Annotated in this window: 12 protein-coding genes and 1 pseudogene; 8 read left to right on the top strand and 5 right to left on the bottom strand. The window is 54.4% G+C overall.

What is annotated here, in order from left to right:
• Positions 1 to 42: 42 nt before the first annotated feature.
• On the top strand, positions 43 to 2781 hold the full coding sequence (locus FFH21_RS23155) for an effector protein hopAE1 (protein ID WP_011169512.1): 2739 nt from the start codon (positions 43 to 45) through the stop codon (positions 2779 to 2781).
• A gap of 285 nt (positions 2782 to 3066) precedes the next feature.
• Here the strand turns inward: FFH21_RS23155 and FFH21_RS23145 are convergent.
• From FFH21_RS23145 to FFH21_RS23135, 3 genes and pseudogenes are all read right to left on the bottom strand, one after another.
• Positions 3067 to 6222 (bottom strand): annotated as a pseudogene (locus FFH21_RS23145) (EAL domain-containing protein); the annotation flags it as partial.
• Positions 6200 to 6808, bottom strand: coding sequence for a hypothetical protein (locus FFH21_RS31185; RefSeq protein WP_371216476.1), 609 nt, complete (start codon positions 6806 to 6808; stop codon positions 6200 to 6202). The pseudogene FFH21_RS23145 and the gene FFH21_RS31185, both read right to left, overlap by 23 nt.
• Positions 6809 to 7850: 1042 nt before the next feature.
• Positions 7851 to 8081 (bottom strand): helix-turn-helix domain-containing protein, encoded by a 231-nt coding sequence (locus tag FFH21_RS23135; protein WP_003381724.1) that lies wholly within the window; start codon positions 8079 to 8081, stop codon positions 7851 to 7853.
• 381 nt (positions 8082 to 8462) lie between these two features.
• Here FFH21_RS23135 and FFH21_RS31180 point away from each other — a divergent pair, with 381 nt between their 5' ends.
• From FFH21_RS31180 to FFH21_RS23120, 3 genes are read left to right on the top strand one after another with little or no spacing between them, the layout of a single operon-like run.
• Positions 8463 to 8897, top strand: a complete 435-nt coding sequence (locus FFH21_RS31180; RefSeq protein WP_017698914.1) for a hypothetical protein — start codon at positions 8463 to 8465, stop codon at positions 8895 to 8897.
• A 50-nt stretch (positions 8898 to 8947) separates the two neighbouring features.
• Positions 8948 to 9718, top strand: coding sequence for an NAD-dependent protein deacylase (locus FFH21_RS23125; protein WP_003381720.1), 771 nt, complete (start codon positions 8948 to 8950; stop codon positions 9716 to 9718).
• Complete coding sequence (locus tag FFH21_RS23120) at positions 9715 to 10338, top strand: BPSL0761 family protein (protein WP_003381719.1); 624 nt, start codon at positions 9715 to 9717, stop codon at positions 10336 to 10338. The genes FFH21_RS23125 and FFH21_RS23120 overlap by 4 nt, the downstream gene beginning before the upstream one ends.
• A 952-nt stretch (positions 10339 to 11290) precedes the next feature.
• Here FFH21_RS23120 and FFH21_RS23110 read toward each other — a convergent pair.
• Both FFH21_RS23110 and argF read right to left on the bottom strand, forming a co-directional pair.
• Positions 11291 to 12364: an IS630-like element ISPsy25 family transposase gene (locus FFH21_RS23110; protein WP_011169510.1), complete on the bottom strand. Its 1074-nt coding sequence runs from the start codon at positions 12362 to 12364 to the stop codon at positions 11291 to 11293.
• A 234-nt stretch (positions 12365 to 12598) separates the two neighbouring features.
• Positions 12599 to 13669 carry an ornithine carbamoyltransferase gene (gene argF / locus FFH21_RS23105; protein ID WP_227747861.1) on the bottom strand — a complete coding sequence of 357 codons (1071 nt, stop codon included), beginning with the start codon at positions 13667 to 13669 and terminating at the stop codon, positions 12599 to 12601.
• Positions 13670 to 14038: 369 nt separating this feature from the next.
• On the opposite strand from argF, the gene FFH21_RS23100 reads away from it, so the two are divergent.
• The 4 genes from FFH21_RS23100 (at position 14039) to FFH21_RS23085 (ending at position 19004) form a co-directional block, all read left to right on the top strand.
• Positions 14039 to 15391 carry a hypothetical protein gene (locus FFH21_RS23100; protein WP_011169508.1) on the top strand — a complete coding sequence of 451 codons (1353 nt, stop codon included), beginning with the start codon at positions 14039 to 14041 and terminating at the stop codon, positions 15389 to 15391.
• Positions 15392 to 15459: 68 nt separating this feature from the next.
• Positions 15460 to 16680: a hypothetical protein gene (locus FFH21_RS23095; RefSeq protein ID WP_003381713.1), complete on the top strand. Its 1221-nt coding sequence runs from the start codon at positions 15460 to 15462 to the stop codon at positions 16678 to 16680.
• 5 nt (positions 16681 to 16685) lie between these two features.
• Positions 16686 to 17732 (top strand): hypothetical protein, encoded by a 1047-nt coding sequence (locus FFH21_RS23090; RefSeq protein ID WP_003381711.1) that lies wholly within the window; start codon positions 16686 to 16688, stop codon positions 17730 to 17732.
• Positions 17733 to 17933: 201 nt separating this feature from the next.
• Positions 17934 to 19004: a DUF6001 family protein gene (locus FFH21_RS23085; RefSeq protein ID WP_011169507.1), complete on the top strand. Its 1071-nt coding sequence runs from the start codon at positions 17934 to 17936 to the stop codon at positions 19002 to 19004.
• The last annotated feature ends 6 nt before the right edge of the window (positions 19005 to 19010 follow it).

Raw genomic sequence — 19010 nt, 5'->3', positions numbered from 1 at the left:
TTGGTCTGTTGCCCATATCCACCGACAGTAGGTAAAAACGCCATGATGCCCTCTCAGATCACGCGCTCCTCTCATTCCTCATTGCCGGAGGTTGCTCCTGCGTCCGGCGATGCAACCGGCGTTAGTGAGCAAACTCCGCAGCAGGCTCGTACCGTAGCGTTTTTTTCCTCCGGCGAGCTGGCCGTGGCATTTGGTCGCACCTCGGCTGCGCCAGAGCAGGACTCTGTGCGTCTGTTGTCTGCTCTTCAGCGTGAGCTGGATAAACAGCATCCGTCCTGGCACACCGTTGCTCAACTCTGTCAGAGCCTCGCCGAGGTCGGCACGACCGAGCAGGGCTGGCATCAACTGGCAAGCGAGGATCAGCTGCCGGCGCTGAGAGAACTGCTTGACCGTTGTACTCACCGGCTGGCCGATATGCCGGCTGCTCACGCATCTCACGACTCGCTGTCGCAGGCCTGTGAAGGGCTCAGGACGGCGCGGCTGCACCAATCCGTCGCTCGTTTGACTGCCCGACCGTCCTCCCTGGCCCGGGCGATGGCGGATCTGCTGACGTTGACTCATCTGGATCCCGAGACGCTGGGCGCAGAGCCCCCCGTTATTTCGTCTTACACGCTCTTCAGTCATTTCGTTCGCACGGCCAAGCAGCGTACGGCGGATTTGAATGACAGCCTCCAGCGTCAACCCGACGCGGTCGTCAGTCTGCTGCGCTCACATGCCGACACGCTCAATGATCTGGAGATGTTGCCGGGCGCATTGCAGGCATTGACCGAAAATTGCCAGGACGCGCCAGCCCGCAATGAATTGCGCGAGCTGGCGGAAGTAGCGGGGGCGCTGCTGCAGCTATTGCTCGAACACGATCTTTTGCCGAGGCTGGAGGAAATCTCCATCGAGCCAGGTGAAGCACCTGCACCTGGCCACGAGCCTGCCGAGCCCAGGCTGACCACACGCCAGGCATTGCTCAAGGTCGGCGGCAATCTGGTGCGCAAGTTTGATGCCTACGGGGCGCTCGCGCCGATGGATGACAAGGCGTTGCTGGCTTTGATGCGCACCCCGGCGCCACACCTGTCGCCCGATCAGATGCATGCCTTCCTGAACAAGCATGTGCTGCATCTCACGCAAGAACAACGCGATATCGTCAGCAATACCCCGCTGCCCTTCGCCCCTGAAGAAGACATCGAGGCCAGGTACGGCATGGGTTTCGATGAAAAACTGCGGTTGGCGCTGGCCAACGGTTCGCTGGTGTTGAGCGAGGAGCAACTGGCCCGTCTTGGTGATTTGCCAAGTGCCGCTACCACGACGTCCGACGTTGTGCAGACGCTGCTGGAAAAGCCATCGTCTGCGCTGAGCGAAGCCGAGCGTGACATGTTGGGCGCAATCGTTCAGGCCAATGCTCAGGGGCAACTCGACGCCTGGCGCGCTCACAACGAACAGTTGCCAGCAGTGTTGAGCCGCTCGGGGCTGCCCTCTGATGTAAAAGACGAGTTGCTCAGCCTCAACAAAAGCATGAATGCCGAACTGGGCACGCTCAAGAACGGCGCCTCGCTCAAGAGTCGCGTCCTTGCAAGCCCGGCGATGCTGCTCGCGCTGGCACCCTTGCCACTGGCCGTGGCGTTCGTCAGCAAGGACAACTCCTACAGCTCATCGCTGGTTGCCCACTTCACCAAGAACGCGGTGTTCATGGCTGGCCTGATGATGAACGAGCTGACCAACGCGCGGACCAATGTCGATCATGGCCTGAACCGCTACTTCGTCACCGTGCTGGCCAACGCCATCGTGGCGCAGCCCACCTTTGCCAGGAACGAACACCTGCTGGAGCAGGTCGGCTTCGGTATCGCAACGGCCGTGGCATCGGGCGCTGCCACGCTGGGCGTATTCAACCGTGAATCGATCGTCGCTGCCTTCAAGCTCGCCAAGAGCAAGCTTTCCAGGCAAGACACCGGGAACGCCCGCATCCCGCAGGAAGACCATCTGGCCGTGGTCAAGCATTTCGACGTCAGCGAGCATTTTGCCCAGCAGATGAAAGTGGCGACCGAATTGTACAAGCAAGACAAAAGCATCACCGACATCATGAACTCGAGCCTGACATACCTGGGCACCAAAAGCAGCGAGTTCCAGGCCAGGTTCGAAGTCGCCGATGCCCTGCGCGCAGGGCTGCAACTGGCCGAGGGGGAGCGCAAGGCGGACCCTGACTTCTACACCAAGCTGGGCCTGGTGGCCTTGACGGCGAGTATCGGTGCGGCGCTGGTGATGTTGATGAAAAGCATGGTCGGCAAAGCCGATTACGCGGCGGATGGCGTCTGGTGCGTATCGGAGATGCTCAAACTGGCCATGAACCCTGAAGTCGATATGCAAAAGGCGGTTCAGGTCTTCAAGGAAATCGTCGGTCTGAATCTGGTGATGACGGGGTTTCTGGGCGTCAACAAAGTCTGGAATTTTCTCGACAAGGGGATCAAAGGCTACGCCTCCGGTGCTGCGGTCCTGACCGCAGCCAACCTCACACTTCCCGGTATGGTTGGAGAAGTGGCTGGCGCAGCAGCCGGCAAGGGGTTGAGCTACCTGACTGACAAAGGCAAGGCGGCGCATCAGGCCGGCAGGGCGGCAGCGTCCTGGGCCGGAGATTACGTCAGCACGTCGCGTTTGGGGAGCGCGGTCGGCACCCTGCAAACGGCAATTCCGGGCAGGATTGCAGGCGGGCAGGTAGTGGCGGGGCTCTACGACCGCTTCCGGTACCTGACCTGGTCGCACCCGGCGCCTGCACCGCAAGCGGCTGGCGAGCCATAAGCCTGTAGCCGGTAGACCGCCGCCAGCAACGCAGGCGGTGGTCTTGCCTGGCTTACCACCATCACCGCCAATAATCCCTTCCACCTTGTTCAAGGCTTCGACGACCTGACAGGAAACACTGTCCAGGGACGTTGTATCGCTGATCATGCTACCCCCTTGTGTTCTTTGTTATGGGTAGAGCGCTCGCTGTCATTGACGCTGTGCGAGGCAGTGGCTCAAGTCTACTCATATTCAAGGGTTCGGCTATCGTTCAAATGGACGATGGCCGGGTCGCAAGGCTCGTCCTCAATCCAGCATGAACAGCGCATCGTTGCTGAATTGCGCTTCGAACTGGCTTGCTGGCATCGGGCGGCCGAACAGGTAGCCCTGGACTTCGTCGCAGTCGTGTTCGCGAAGAAACTCCAGTTGCTCGTGGGTTTCTACGCCTTCGGCGATGACCGAGAGGTTCAGTCTGTGGGCCATGGCGATGATGGCGCGAGCGATCTGGGCGTCCTGTTCGCCCGACGGAAGGCCGTCGACGAAGGTGCGGTCGATCTTCAGTACGTCGATCGGGAACTGTTTGAGGTAATTCAGCGACGAGTAGCCTGTGCCGAAGTCATCGACAGCGATACTCAGGCCAAGGTTTTTGAGGCCGTCGAGGATCTGCATGGCTTCGTTGACCTCGCGCATCAGGATGCTTTCGGTCAGTTCCAGCTCCAGGCAGGCAGGTGACAGGCCGGTCTGCTCCAGGATGTTGGCGATGCGCTTGCCGAGCTGGCCGTCCGAGAACTGTCGCGCCGAGATGTTGGCCGACACTTTCGGAACGCGAACCCGCGCCTGATGCCACTGTTTGAGCTGACGGCACGCTTCAGTGAGCACCCAGTCGCCGACTTCCACCACCAGCCCGAGCTCTTCGAGCACCGGGATGAAGTCGTTGGGCGGCACCAGCCCGCGGCGTGGATGGCGCCAGCGCAACAAGGCTTCCGCACCCGTCAGGCGCTTGCCGTCGCCGCTGAACTGCGGCTGGTAATAAAGGGTGAACTCCTGCTGTTCCAGGGCATGCCGCAAGTCGCTTTCCAGCTCCAGACGCTCCAGAGCGGTCGCGTTCATGTCCGCCTGATAGAACTGGAAGTTGTTCTTGCCACGTTCTTTGGCGTGGTACATCGCCGTGTCGGCGTTCTTCATCAACTGGCTCAGTTCCTTGCCGTCCTGCGGACTGAGTGCGATGCCGATGCTGGCAGTGACAAAGAACTCGCGGCCTTCAAGCACAAACGGCGTTACCAGACTGGTCAGAATCCGCTCGGCCACGTGAATGGCGCGATTCAGTGCGGCTTCGCGCGAGGTGTCCGGCTGCAGCAACAGGGTGAACTCATCCCCGCCCATACGCGCCACGGTGTCATCGGAAGACACGCAGGCGAGTAGCCGCGTGGCCATTTCCTGAAGCATCCGGTCGCCAGCGGCATGGCCCAGAGAGTCATTGATCGGTTTGAAGCGGTCCAGGTCGAGAAACATCAGCACCACCCAGGCCTGTTGGCGCTCGGCGTGTTGCAGCGCCGAATGCAGGCGGTCCTGAAACAGGGTGCGATTGGGCAGGTGAGTCAGGGCGTCGTAGTAGGCCAGACGGTGGATACGGTCCTCACTGGCCTTGCGCTCGCTGATATCGCTGAAAAAGCACACATAACTCGCCAGATCGCCTTCATCATCGAGCACTGCGGTAATGCCGACCCAGGCCGGGTAGTGCTCGCCGTTACGGCGCTTGAGCCTGATTTCACCTTCCCAGGTGCCTTGGCCGTTCAATTGTTTGAGGATGTAGCGCAGGTGGTTTTCCTGTTCCGATTCCACCGTGAGCATGCCCGGTAGCTGGTCGAGCACCTGGGCAACTTCATAGCCGCTGACGCGGGTGAACGCCTCGTTGGCCTGAACGATATAGCCGGCAGGGTCGGTAATGAGGATCGCCGATGTCGAGTGTTCAAATACGGTGGCGGCCATGCGCAGGTCTTTTTCTGCCCGACGCTGCTGGCTGATGTCCCGACCGACCCCGAAGATGCCCTCGAAATTGCCGTTTTCGTCCCACACCAGAACCACCCGCAATTCCACCGGGATCTTGCGACCGTCTGCACGCAGGCAGTCGAACAGAAACATTCTGGTCGTCACCTCTTCGCGCAATCTGGCGAGTTCCTGAGGTTTGTGCAGCACCTTGCCGATGCGGCTGATGAGCGCATCGAAACCGATCACTTGTTGAGGGTTGGCAATGACGGCGGACCAGCCGTTCTGGAGAATCCACTCGGCGCTGTATCCCAGTGCGCGTTCCACCGAGGGGCTGACGTAATTGACTGCCAACTGGCCATCCGTGGAAAAGATCACATCGCTGATGCTTTCAGCGAGCATCCGGTAACGCTGTTCGCTGTCACGCAGCGACTGGCTGGACGCGACCTGCTCGGTAATGTCCTTGGCGATGCCGATGATGCGGGTGATCAGGTTTTCTGCGTCCCAGGCCAGCGCCTGTTCGCGCACATCGAAGCAGCGCCAGTTGTTCTCGCGATCCCGAAAGCGCAGCACGCATTGCAATAACTCGTTATGGCCGTGATGGCGCTGGCGCAGGCGCATGTCCTGATAGCTTCTGGCGTCGTCAGGGTGCAGCAGGATTTCCCAGAAGAACTCGCCCATGGCGCGCAGCTCGGATTTGCTGTAGCCCAGCGTGTAGCCGAAATGGTGGTTGCTGTAGATCACTCGCTGGCTGAGTACGTCCTGAACGTACAGGTGGTCCGGCACGGTTCGCACCACGTCGGACCAAAAGCTCTCGCGGTCCAGCAAGGACAGCTCGATCTGTTTGCGGCTGGTGATATCGCCGATGCTGAGAATAACGGCATCGAAGTCGCTACGTGACTCGGGCAGGCGCATGACCAGCCATAGATGCTGGTCCTGGCCGCTCGCGCGTGTCAGGCATATTTCCAGTTCCAGCCTGGGCAGCCCGGCGAGAACAGCCTGAATAACCTGAACGCCGATGCCGGGGCGCGAGCGCGATTCGCCCTCGATCAACGGCTGCCACGCCTGTTCACTGTGTTCGATTTCCAGCAGGCCCAGGGCAACTTCGTTGAGTTCGTTGATTCGCAACTGCTGCAACAGTCTTTTCAGCGAGGCTGGCTGGCTTTTGAGCAGAAGTTCGAAGTCTTCGTCCGTTCTGACTTCGAGTGCTTCCAGTTGCTCTTGCAGACCCGACATGTCCATGACGCAGATCGCAACGCCCGCACCCTCGAAGATATCGCGATAGCGGCGGCGGCTTTGCAGCATCTGGCGCTGGCGTTTGCGCAGGCTCATCAGCGCGATCAGTGGCAGGATCGACAGCAGCAGGCCGATCAGACACTTGCCGATCAGAGGCGCAAGCAGCTCGCTGCGGGCCTTGTAGGTATCGAACAGGCCTCGCAGTTGCCAGTCGCTGTTACTCAGTGGCTGAAGCAGAACGGTATCGGAAAGACCGCTGTCCGCCTCGTTGGAGGGCGCCGGTTTCACGGAGGAGAACCCGCTGGGTCTTGCGTTGCTCCAGGCGCCAGATATGTTGAAAGTCCTGAGCTGGCTGGCTTGCCAGGTCCTTCAAGGCGTCGGGTGCCATGCGTAGCGCCCAGTAATCGCCGCTAACGCCACCGCCTTGGCGAATCAGTATATAAATCTGTTTAACGTCTTCGGTGCCGGTGTAGAAATAGGGGTGGCCTTGGGCCTTTTTCATGGCCTGTCGGAGAAACTCTCCGTCGCGGGATGCCTCGGCGCTGTCACCGACAATGTCACCCGTCGGGTTCAGCCGCGCGGCGCTGCGCAGCGCGGGCAGGGCAGTACGGAGGCTTGCCAGTGCCGTCGGCTGCTCCAGCCGGCCTCCGGAGGATTGCGCCTCGTCCAGCAGGTTCATGGCGATTTGCGCCTTGAGTGCCATGTTCAGACTCATCCGGTCGGAAAGCTGGATGCTGTACTCCAGGCTGCGCTGACGCTGGCGTTCCTGAGTCTGATGAAACTGCTCGATCAATTGCCAGAACAGCAGTGCAAGCACCACCAACACCAGCGCAATATACCTTTCACTGAGCCGCGCAAAGGCCTGGTCGCACTGTCTATAGCGACACTGGATGACGGCAGAGGCGTTGAAGTGGGCAAATCGTTGTTCCTGACTGCTGGACTGAAGCAGCGATGCTTTATGTAAAATGAGCAGGCCGCCCAAAGAGGGCGGCTAGCATGCCTTTACTTGTGGCAGAGTGCCAGCCCCATTGGGCCGGATCGTTTGCCCTGCACGCTGCATTCGGGTAGCTTTGCGCAACGCGTGGTATCCACCGACTCCTGCATGAGTGACTCCACTTTTTGCAATATCGACCAGGCTTTATATGTGTCAGCACGGCCCCGATCTGTTTCTGCCTGGGTTCATTCAAGGCTCGGAACGGTCTCGCGGCAAGTCTTGCGGACAAATAAAAGCTTTTTTCCGGCCGGAGCTTTAAGCTCGCGTTCTAAATCGGTCCTCATCACAGACGCTAGGTTTTCATTTCATGGCTCAATACGGATATCTGCCTTATTAAGTTTTAGTCACGTTTTACGATCTGCAGTCGATCCCTGACGGCTGCTGGTTCTTCCAGCGTGTACATCATTTTTTTCTTCTCAATCCTGGGGAAGGGAGGAGATTTTGGTTAGTTTTTACTGATTTTGGGTCAAATCTAGGCTCCAAAACTTAACTTTTTGGAAGTGTTCCTGTGATCGCATCTTGTCAAGGTGTGAGGTGTCCGAATTTTTGTGTACCCGCTCATGAGCGACACCGTCGCTACGAACTGGAGATACCACGAGCAAGGCGTAATACCCCATCACTGAGAAGACGTTGCGCTTTTTAGAAAAAGCGTGAGCGATGGTCAGTTCGTACCAGTTATCGAGTGCTCACGCAGAACCTTCAGCTATGGGGCGCGTGAGAGAGCTGAAGCTAGCTAAGCGCCAGAATAAGTCGCGCCAGGCTCGGCAGTATCACAAGACAAAACATGCGATGAAGCTCAAGCTGGGAGTACTGGGCGATTCGGCCGGAGCTAGCAGCACTAGTAATCTGAAGCCAGCTTAAGCGCCATGGTCGATCAGGCGGGTTGCAGCTCTGAAACCTGAGGCAATAGGCCGGATGGGTCGCATGCAAGCACACCTGCGATGCGATAAAGTTTCTCGACGGTAATATTTACTTCGCCACGCTCGATCCGGCCCATATAGCTGCGGTCGATATTGCATGCCAGCGCCAGTGCATCCTGAGAAATCTGGCAGGCTTTCCTCTGCGTTCGGATGCGTCTCCCTAACGCTTTCGCCAACTTGTCCATGACCGTCTCAATTCCACTTGAGGCGGGACTATCATGCGTTTGCGGACACACGAGCCACGGACTATAATCCGTATTTTTGGAAATCCACTCCGTTGGTACCTCAATGAAATCAGCCTCGTTCCATCTTTGACAGGCGTCTGTATGAGCTGCTTCAGGAGGAAAGGCGTACACGATTCGCGACTCGTAAATTGCGGGATGCTTACGCCAAGCGTCTGGATGGCATGAGTCTTCGTATCACCGATGTGCTGCGCTACCCATAGTTTTTCCACGAAGGGTATACAGGCGGCGCCGACTGAATTGGGAGTGGTTTAGCAATTGATATACGTACTTGACCCTGCAGAACGGACTGTCTTCACCAGGACACACTGTGAGTTGGATGGCATGGTTTTTCTCTTGACTATCACCTCCACTCAGACTGGGATGTGTGATCGCGCAGCAATGGTCAGTTGCGCGTATGAGCTTCAGCACTACATGACTGCCGCCTCGAATGTGGAAATCAGTCACGTCCAAATGCTTTGTCCACCAGCGATCAGCCGCTCTGGCAAATGGAGCCTCGAAGATCTAGATCGAATCACTTGTTTCCAAGGTGTCGTAACTGAGGAAAGTGCTGTGGTGTATCGCACCTCACAAGGCGTTTACAAAATGGGGGATCTAGACCTTCGCAAGAAAAAAACATCACGGGTATGGTTTTCTAAAAAGAGGCTAGAAAATCACCAACCCAGAATGTCGGAGCCAGCCCATAAGTCTAAATCTCACCAGATGTACGCTCCCCTATACCTGAAGCCGGCACCAGCTCTTAGGGCGAATAGTCAATGACTCTCGCCAGATTCGCCTGACCTTACCGGCCTCAGTATTGAGAGTATTCTGTGCCTGAATTTAGAAACGCCGCGAAGGCCCTGTTGGACGCCCCCGAGATTGTCGTCTTCACGGGTGCGGGAATCTCTGCTGAAAGTGGCATCTCCACGTACGGCGATCCATTGACCGGTATTTGGGCTTCATACGATCCGCGCAATATGGAAACAGCCAAGGCCTTTCGTGGAAATCCTCCTTTGGTATGGGGATGGTACCTGTGGCGGCGCCAACAGGTCTCTAAAGCCGCTCCCAATGCTGCACATCTTGCGGTGAGCCGACTCGCTAAATCGGGGTATAGCGTCTCCGTGATCACTCAAAACATTGATGACTTGCATGAGCGAGCGGGATCCGTGGATGTACTGCATCTCCATGGTAGCCTTTCTACGCCAAAGTGCTTTGCGTGCCATCGACCGGCAGAAATACCTCCATCGCAGGTGACTTCTCATATCGGTGGCGAAGTCGAACCGCCACGGTGTGTCAGGTGCAACGGGAAGTTACGCCCTGGTTTAGTTTGGTACGGCGAGGACTTGCCCTCAGACGTTTGGAAGTCGGCAATCGCCTTGGTGAAGAGCTGCGACGTTCTGATCTCCGTGGGTACATCTGGAATCGTTACGCCCGCAGCTGACATCCCTAGGATTGCCCTGTCGTATGGTGCGACGGTGATTCACGTCAATACGGAGGATGTCAGCACCGGCGCGCAGAATGAGCTCATGCTGATAGGGAAAGCGACTGAAGTCTTCAAGAAGCTATGCGCCCTCCTGCCGAGTGGAGAGCAAGCTCTATGACCACTGCCTATGAGCGGACACGCAGCGTAATTGAAACAGGCGGATTTCTGGCGAGGATTTCCCGAGATAAAACCTTGCCCGACCGCGTCCGCGAGCAAGCTAGGCAGTTGCTGCGTCACTATCCCACGGCAGAAGCTGTAAGACTGGCTGGACGATGCGAAGCGATCAGGCAGGTTGAAGTTTCAAAGCTCTCTGGCATTCCAAAAGCAATGCATCCAGCACTTGCGACCTGGCCTCTTCTTGATCCTTTCTTCTGCGACACTGCAATTCACCATGCCCCTCAGGCGAGTGCTCCATCGGCTATGCTTGGCTCAACCGCGCTGCAATCCAACCCTCGCCCAGAGGGCGGTATTGTCGCGGCCAGCTTTCAGATATTGGGGCTGGCTGCGCCCGCAGGCATGGGCTGTTGGAGCATTGAACACCGCAGCTTTAAATCAGCTCGAACGCTGGTTCTCTCCCGCGCCACTGTGGTGTTGGGGTCACCAACAAGCGCCCGCAACTGGTTTGAGAGTCGCATCCGTAGCCTAGATAGGCAGCAGCCCTGCACATTCATGAGCAACCTCCACGAATTCACTCTGGTCATGGACACTCTTTTCCGCCTTGAGCACGGAGTCTTCTGATAAGCCTCTTACTTGCGACGGTCACTGTCCAGTGTGCGTGGAATCCGCATTCTCCCCGGCCGCTGCCGCAACGCCTCGCAGATCGGGCTCGGCAACGCATGAAGGCTTACGGCGCACTCTTTCGGAGCTGCTGTCGAGAAGGCTCGTTGGGCTGGTTGTTTCGGTCCGCGCTGGATGCACCTATCAGGTATGGAATACCGTGATGAGGCTTTTTGGAAGCTATTGGACGATTACCATGTGTTCGCTGTCTTCGACGAAATCCATCATTGCGTTCGTCACAACATACTCTTAAGCAAAATTTGGTGTCGGCGCTGATACGACTTAGGCCCGGCGGTGTTGCCGCTGACCGAAACTGATTCGGTGGGGATGCGGACTGGTTGGCGGTGATTGAAAACTGACTCATGCCGATTAAAAATTGACGTAGGGCGGACCTGAAGCCAACGCAGATATCATGTGCGACGTCTGCCAATGACGCTACCAAATTGAGGAGCGTCGGCCTTCAATTTGCTATCCTCAAAGCACCCGGCGGTATGGAACACAGCACTACGGCTAGCAGTGTGAACTACAGCTATGTTAGGCCCGCTTCTTTGAAGCCGTGGTTATCTCAAACACGAGCGGCTTACCAAGTGCCAAGCCGTGGTGTAGGATAAGTGCGACGACAGATGCTGAGTGAGCTTCGATACAGTATGAGTCGCGAGTAGATACTTAGAAGCCGTTAAATGGTCTCTCTAAAAAACCTATGTGTTTTGGCCCAAACTGAGCAAGCCTTCTATATATTAAGTCGAAAGTTCAAAAAACATATTTGCTCGCCCGTTGATGAAGATCAATATAACTTTTCGTAAGGAGGTAAAAATGGCTGGTAAGGAAAACGTGGTGCAGACAGCTATCATCGTAGCACTACAGGGCTACTGCGAACGACCCGGCATGCCTAGTGTGCTGTTTTCGAAATAACTTAATTTTCTTGTGCGGTTTCAAGCGCCTCACGCGCACGTTGAATTTTGTTCAAAATCTCCTCTCCCTTTGCGTTCCAAACGCACCGGGTCGGCCGAGCATTTCGTAACGCCATAAACGTTGTGATGGAGCTTTCTAACTCTCGCACGGAGGCGAAGCTGCCGTCGCGCAAGTACACGGTGATGTCTCGAAAGAAGCGCTCAACCATGTTCATCCAGGAGCTGGAGGTTGGGGTGAAATGAATATGAAAACGCGGATGCTTCGCCAGCCAGGCTTTCACCGCAGCATGCTTGTGGGTCGCATAGTTATCGACGATCAGATGAAGCTGGAGGTGCTTGGGCGTTTCTTTATTGATCTTCTTGAGAAAGGCCAGCCACTCTTGATGCCGGTGCTGACGCTCGATGCTGCTGATCAATTTCCCTTGGAGGTAATCCAGTGCGGCGAATAACGTGACCGTGCCATGACGGGTGTAATCATGGGATTTAGTCTGGATATGACCGATGCCCAAAGGTAAGCCCGGCTGTGTTCGCTCCAACGCCTGAACCTGGCTTTTCTCATCACAGCACAACACCAAAGCCTTATCCGGTGGGGCCAGATAAAGCCCGATCACATCCCAGAATTTCTCGTCAAACTGCGGATCGTTGGACAGCTTGAATGTGCGTGTCAGGTGAGGCTTTAAATCGTTGGCAGCCCACAGTTTATGGACGGTGGTCGAGGAAATTCCCGCTGCCCTTGCCATGCTCCGACAGCTCCAGCGCGGCTCTCCGATGCGGGGTCGGGTGACTTGTTCCAAGACCCGGCGAACCGTTTCCTCAGGCAAAGACGACTTGCGTCCACGCCCAGGTTGGTCGACCAATCCGTCCAGTCGACGTGCCCGGAAACGCTGGCACCAGAGAGTGATCGTTGGGCAGGAAAAATCCGTCAACCGCGCAATGTTGTCTCGGGTTTCGCCTTCGGCAGCCAGCAGGATTATGCGTGCTCGCCGACCCTCTCGCTGAGGGATGGTGGCAGAGCGAACGCGCCGTTTGAGTTCGATCGTTTCTTCATGGCTAAGCGTGATGTCCAGAGCGCTCACGATAAGCTCTCCAAGGCTGGAATGACATCTGAAGTGTAGCCGAGACTAACGAAAAGCTATTTTGCGAACAGCACACTAGAAGATAACCCAGAGTCTCGGGCACAGATAAACAGCGAATATAGAGCATCTGAAGATCAGGCGGTGGGGATGATCGACCTTGTTGACCTCCCGGAGGTCAACAAGAGTGGCTATGCGATAAGGCTTCTGAGCGCGAACTTGGATTTAAGCTCGCTATCAGGGGACGACTGTCTCCAGCATCAGTGCTTTGATGGTATGCATGCGGTTTTCCCCTTGATCGAACACGCGACTTTGCGGCCCTTCGAATACGGAGTCTTCTACTTCGACAAGGTCTGGGGTCTCCCTTGCAACTTCGGTATCCAGATCATGGAATGCTGGCAGGCAATGCATGAATATGGTGTCGGCCTTGCCAGTCAACGCCATCATTTTTTCAGTAACTTTATAAGGCTTGAGCAGGGCGATGCGTTCTTCTACCGAGACTGATTCACCCATAGAAATCCACACATCGGTATAAATAACATCGGCCTGGTGAACGCCAGCGGCAACTTCGGTGAAGATTTCGATGGAGCCGTTTCGCTCGGGAGTCTGCTCATAAATGCCAGCAAGTACCGCATCGGTCGGGTGCAAGGCATTGGGGGCAATGATTCTCAGGTTGTAACCGAACTTGAGCGCCCCGATGGCCAAGGACGTTACCATGTTGTTTCGGCCGTCACCAACATAGGCGATCGTCACACCCTCAATGCGCCCGAATTCTTCCTTGACGGTCATGACGTCTGCCAGTACTTGAGTTGGGTGATGGGTATCAGTTAACGCGTTCCAGACGGGAATTCCCGAATGTTTGGCCAGTTCTTCCGCCACTTCATGCTCGAAACCACGAAAGGCGATGCCATCGAAGAGGCGGCCTACAACACGGGCAAAATCCTTGATGCTTTCCTTGTGCCCGAAGCGAATATTGTCTGCCGGGAAAAATTGAAAGTGCGCTCCTTCATCATACGAGGCAACGACAAATGAGGTGCTGGTACGACCTGAAGGCTTTAGGAAAATGCCACAAATATTCAAATGATTTAAGCCGAGGTTAAATATTCGATCTTTTTTTAATCGCTTGCATTCTATGGCGCGATCAATGAGGTGGGATAACTCACTTTGATTGAACTCGTTCATTGTCAGCAAATTGCGGTTTTTCAGGCTTGTAATCTTCATTGAATTATCGAGCTCATCAGGGTAATAGTTTGGACTGATGGAAAACTGCTTCCGTGCAAAACAAAGCCATAAAATAAAGGTCGACACCGTCAAGACTTTACTGTGTATTAACGGCTGAATTCAGGGCTTCATAAATTACGGGACAAATGTTTTATCCTAGCAAGGGATCGCGTGTCAAGGGCGGATTGCCCTTGTGCAGGCTCAAAGTAGTCGGCGGACCGTTGCAAAACATTAGTGTAGGCAGGGCGTTTTTGCATCGAGCGTCACGCTCTATTTTGGTGCGATATGATCAGGTTGCATCACAGATGAGTTCATTTAATTTTTTTCTTGACAGATGTTTTTTTGTCTGTGAGTATTTTGACATGCTCTGCGGTATGCTTTTTGAGCTCTGGATTTAGCACGAATGACAGTTAACCGATTATCTTCGAGTGCTGTACGAAAAAGGAAGTAATAAGTATGACAGGGCGTCTATTGGTGCGCAAAAACGAAAACACCAGGCTTTTACTTTTGAAAGCCAATGAAAAAAAACTTCGTGCCACAATACTTTCCCTGTTTCCGGAAGAGGCTGTCGCCATTGCGGGCTGGACAGCTAACAGGTTGCCCGTTGGCTGGGTATTAAGCGGTCCGCGCTGTGGCACAAGTGCATTCAAGGCTGCCCTCGCCAAGCATCCAGAGTGTCTAGCATTGGCCGGTGAGCATCGAATGTTCTTTACTTTGAATGAGCTCAATTATCCCCATACCAAAGCTAATCGCGAGAGCAGTTTGTCTACTTTGGACAGGAAGAGCAAAGACGATATAAAGCAAATGATGTTGCTGCTGGCTTCCTGCGGTGATGCGTTGGTGGAACCTGACTCCCGAGAAGTACTTCGCTACGCATGGGAATGGGCTTATCGTCTGCCATTACAGTGGACGACTACTGATTTCGACCCTGCTGTTGTTGTGAGTGCAGTGCAACAAGCAACCGATATATATCTGGAGGGCGGCACTCGAGATTTGTCGGTTCTCGACGGGTTGGTATTGGACAAGCTGACCACTGTTTATCCAACGATAGATTGTGCATATTATGATCTGCCTGGAAAAAGCTCCGCAAGCGCCTCGCACTGGTCGACATACAAGGAGAAAAATAATGGTCCGATTATCGAGATCAGTCCTTATGTCATTCCAAGACCGCGTCAGTTAAAGACTGCTTCAGTCAATGTAAAGTCATTACTGCTCAAAGCTTCCAGTGATCCTTTCCGGATCAGCGCGATGAGAAGCTTATTTGCCGAGCATGAAGTTAGAGTAGTCCGTCTCTCTCGCAATCCGTTGTCGTCTATAAATGGATTGATGGATGGTTGGCTTCATCACTGTTTTTGGCAGCATGATCTTAGTACCGAATTGGGAGAGGATCATCCATTGTCAGGGTGGTGTTTCGACTTGTTTGAGGATTGGAAGCAGACTGCGGGCAGTATGAGCCTAGTGGAAGTGTGTTCCGCTCAATGGCTGGAACCTAACAAGTTGATTGCGCAGGCCGTACGCTCAAAAGCAGCGAATGAGGAGTGGCGTGATTTTAAGTTTGAAGATTTTGTGCGTTCTGAGAATAGTCAAATCGACATGTTGAAGAATGCGGCAGAGTTTCTGTTCGGAACGGGGGATTATTTCATCGTCGAACAGTTTGTGGCGCCTTCGGTAAATGTGACTGAACCTCATAAACCTAGCCGTTGGCAAAAGCGCAGCGAGGTGCTAATGCCGCTACTCCAGTCGACTCAAATAATAGACTTAGCGCGAGCGCAAGGCTATGAAGTGGAAAAGCTAAGCGATTGGATCTGAACCCGCCAACCCAGTAGTGTTGTTCGTATCTGTAATGGTACTTGACGCTTAGCATAGAGAGCCATGGAATGTTCGACCACGAGTATGCAACCGAAAACTTCGATCGACTTTGGGTGCTGTACTTCGACGAAGAGACTCTGTCCGAAGAAGAATCCTTTTTATATCCACCCCTTGTTCTAACGGGGCGTGTCTCGCAATCGAAGCATGGGGTGAACAGCCTGCTTGTCGAGGCGAATAGCGTGTGGGTCGACCAGGTCCTTACCGGGCAATGCACACACACTTTTTCTGAACACCTGGATTTTGAACCACAAAGACTGACCAGCGCTCAGCGCAAGGTTAATGATCGAGTGAACCTGGAGCTCGATCGTGTCGTACCTGGTATCGCCCGTTCGGGCCTCAAGCCTGTCATCTATTGCGTCGAGGCGGGCGATGAAGTCCGCTGCTATATGGCAGTCGAAGCAACGGCCAGGCATCTGCTGGCATTGCGCTTTTGCACCGTTGCGTACCCACCTGGTGAGCACGACTACCAGGCTGTCCAGGCCATTGTTGCTCGCTCGCGGGCGTCGCTTATCGAGCGACTGCCGTTGTTAAATAGCCGTTTTGGTTATTTTCAATGGCGACCGGAGATGGAGTTTGAAAGAAAATTCACATTTCAGGATCTCCCTGACACCTGGAACCTTGTCACCGATTTGTATGCTCGATTATACGGCGGGGCCTTGCCTGGTTTTTTCCCTGAGTGCCATAAAGGCTTCCAGGTTTTCGACTATGAAAATCACATATTCGATATCGTTGGTGAGCCAGAGGAGTTGGGGTATATCTCCTTTATTCCGCAGGTCAACAGTAATGTGACTGTAAAGCGAAAGTGGTTTCAGGAAAATGCTGAACTTCGTCGAGAGAGCCTGTGGTGGGATCAGAATATAGGGGTGTCCGATCTGGCCGCAGAAGCAAGGAGTCGTGTAAATGCCGATATACTCCCGCTGCCGGTGTTTCGACGGAAACGCTTTGACGTAAACTTCGAGTCACTGAAGACCGGGCATGTATACGGCGTCTATTTTGATATTTGCAGAACCGTGGATTCGCCTGCGGAACATTCATTCGGGCAGGTTGAGGTCGAGTATTGCCGAAGCCGAACGGCGTTTTTGCTCGACGATATCTTTGAAGAATTCAACTTTCTGGCGAAATATGTTGAGCGATTGCTGTCAGAGAAAAAAGTAGCCTACAAAGAGGACCTTTTTTCAAAGCTTGATTTCTCCAGGCAATCAAGATCGAAAAATAATATTCCGGAGTAGTCCTCATGCAACGTGTCGTTATAACGGGGTCGTGGCGCCTGCGAGTTGGAGAGCCCGAAGTTGGGGTTGAGCTGAATGTTTGTCCTGTGGATGCCCCTATTGATTTTGACAGGCCGATGACACTTGTCGATTTGCGTCCCTACGGCCTGAATAACTTGGCGCATCGTGATGTGCCACTGGCGTTGGCTTATTTCGACGGTGACACGCTGTACTTGAAGGCGTTGCTTATGCGGCAGGAAATGCATGTTTGTCATTTCTATTCGCCGATGACACTGCCGTCTTGCAATAAAGATCGGGTATCCGATGTCCTGGCTGAGGCGTTTCAGAAATGGCACCTCACATTGAACAACTTTGAATGTTGTTTTTTTGAAGCGCCTCCAGGCATGGCATTCGCCTGTCATTTTGAAATTGATCTCCCTGCGAGCCATGCTGCCGATATGGTCATTGAGCATCTGGACACCTTGCAATGGCCGCAGTTTTATCTGCATCTGGGGAGCGAACTTTCATCTATACGAAGTCGGAAGGCTGTTTATCGATGTCCGTCATCAAGCGAGTGGCTGACGGTTGAACGTGGTTGTCGTCGAAAGAAGAGCATCAATTCCACTGGTCTACGTATTGAGGTATTCAGTCATGCCGGTAATGGTTGGGTCCGGTCTGACGTTATCGAGTCGCTCAATGACGACGTGGATAAGGAACTTTTGCAATTTCGAGGCGATAGCGATCCAGACAAACTATTCAAGCATAGCCATGACCTGTATGTGAGCGGCTCAAGAGTTGGTGTCGAATCAGCAATATCGGGTGGGATTTACGAGTTGGACTTCTGCTTCTTTCAGTCCGCGGGTGCGCAGCAGAGTAATAGTCGTGAAGAGTGCACCGCCAGAAGTGTCGTTATTCGATATGTCGGGGGGCGTAAACCCTTTGATATGGACTGTGTCCAGTCGGATATGAGTGCCCTTTCAAGTTGCCTGGTTAATACGCTGGATCTCGATTCTTCCACTCGTGAACTTTCGGAGCTCCCTAGCTGGACGTGGAATCATTTTGATATCGCATAGAGCTGTTTGATTTTATTTTTCAGATAAATTGTTGCATGATGTTTGTTCTGCTGTTAGGTTTAAGTGGCTCCGCTCGATAAGCGGCGTGCAATCCAGATTTAATTGTTATTGCTGATATTCCCCCTCAGGTGCGATGCACTTATGTGGTCTGGAAGTTTTCGGCGCCCGTGTGCCGGGAAGTAAAATGATAAGGACATTGAAATGGAATTGTCTTCCGCTGTGCAAGATTTCGTTAAAAAGAATGCACAAGACTTTCTCGGGGCTCGAAATATAGGCTTCAACTTCCTCAATGAAGTTGCTTCCCGTCAGTGCGATCCTGGAACACTTCTACTCACCAGTTCGGCGGTCCATGGTATTGCCACCATGGCCAGCGATATTGATATGTTGTGCGTGGTTGACGAGCCTGTCAGCACCGAGCAAATGGCAACCCAGATTCATCAGGAAGGTCTGCATCTCGAACTGTTGCTGTTCAATGCTGCCGATGTTCATCTGGCCCTTGGCGAACTCACCAGCCTGGCGCAAAGCCCAGCGCTGATCTGCCTGCAAAATTATTCAAGATGGGATAAGCGCAACAAGGTTCCGCGCAAATATGTCGAGCGCTTGGTCTATGGCGTGACCAATGATCTCACCACTCCTTATCTCTCGGCACTTGGCGACCTGTGTGTCGTGGTGTCTCGCAAAGACCTGGATGTTTTCAGAGTGAATGTCGCCTGCTCACGGCTGGCGCAACGGTCTGACGAGCCTTTTGCGGCGATCGGCTATTTGATGAATGCACTGACCGCAGCCATGAACTCGCTGCTTTCGATGTCGGGTTGGGTGTTGTCCAACAAGAAGTGGACGCTGCGTCGCTGGAATAAAAGCCGCGACCTGGTTTTCTTGGATCTTTGCCCTACCACCTGGACGGAGGTTTCAGCGCTCTGGGCAGACCTTGCGAAAGGTCCAGCGGTGTTGGACGAAGCCCTGTCACGCATCGAGACGTTATTGCAGCAAATGACAGGCAGGCTGGCTCCGGAACTCCTTCGTGATGAACCATTTACCGGGTTGCAGGGAAATGTTGCGCGGTATCCGTTGCACGGCCAAGCCGCTCTGGTCTGCGCTGGCAACGGTTATGTACGACTGGCCGAGAACGTGCCGGCCGGCGTAACGCTGGCGCAGTGTTTCGCCGATCTGTGCCAGTTGCCGCCGCTCTCTGCCCTCGAACACCTGCAAGCGATCCGCGCAGGGACCTGGAGTCCATCATTGCAACGCCAGTCCGGGGCCAGCGCCAGCTAAGGAGCA

The sequence above is a fragment of the Pseudomonas sp. KBS0707 genome (assembly GCF_005937945.2).
Taxonomy (GTDB): Bacteria; Pseudomonadota; Gammaproteobacteria; order Pseudomonadales; family Pseudomonadaceae; genus Aquipseudomonas; species Aquipseudomonas amygdali.
Note: the sequence above shows the minus strand (reverse complement) of the source record. Positions and strands in the feature narration are given on the sequence as shown.

Excerpts from the sequence above, each read along its gene's own strand:
- FFH21_RS23155 (WP_011169512.1), top strand. The coding sequence starts at position 43 with ATGATGCCCTCTCAGATCACGCGCTCCTCTCATTCCTCATTGCCGGAG.
- FFH21_RS23135 (WP_003381724.1), bottom strand. The coding sequence starts at position 8,081 with ATGGACAAGTTGGCGAAAGCGTTAGGGAGACGCATCCGAACGCAGAGG.
- FFH21_RS31180 (WP_017698914.1), top strand. The coding sequence starts at position 8,463 with ATGGTTTTTCTCTTGACTATCACCTCCACTCAGACTGGGATGTGTGAT.
- FFH21_RS23120 (WP_003381719.1), top strand. The coding sequence starts at position 9,715 with ATGACCACTGCCTATGAGCGGACACGCAGCGTAATTGAAACAGGCGGA.
- FFH21_RS23100 (WP_011169508.1), top strand. The coding sequence starts at position 14,039 with ATGACAGGGCGTCTATTGGTGCGCAAAAACGAAAACACCAGGCTTTTA.
- FFH21_RS23095 (WP_003381713.1), top strand. The coding sequence starts at position 15,460 with ATGTTCGACCACGAGTATGCAACCGAAAACTTCGATCGACTTTGGGTG.
- FFH21_RS23090 (WP_003381711.1), top strand. The coding sequence starts at position 16,686 with ATGCAACGTGTCGTTATAACGGGGTCGTGGCGCCTGCGAGTTGGAGAG.
- FFH21_RS23085 (WP_011169507.1), top strand. The coding sequence starts at position 17,934 with ATGGAATTGTCTTCCGCTGTGCAAGATTTCGTTAAAAAGAATGCACAA.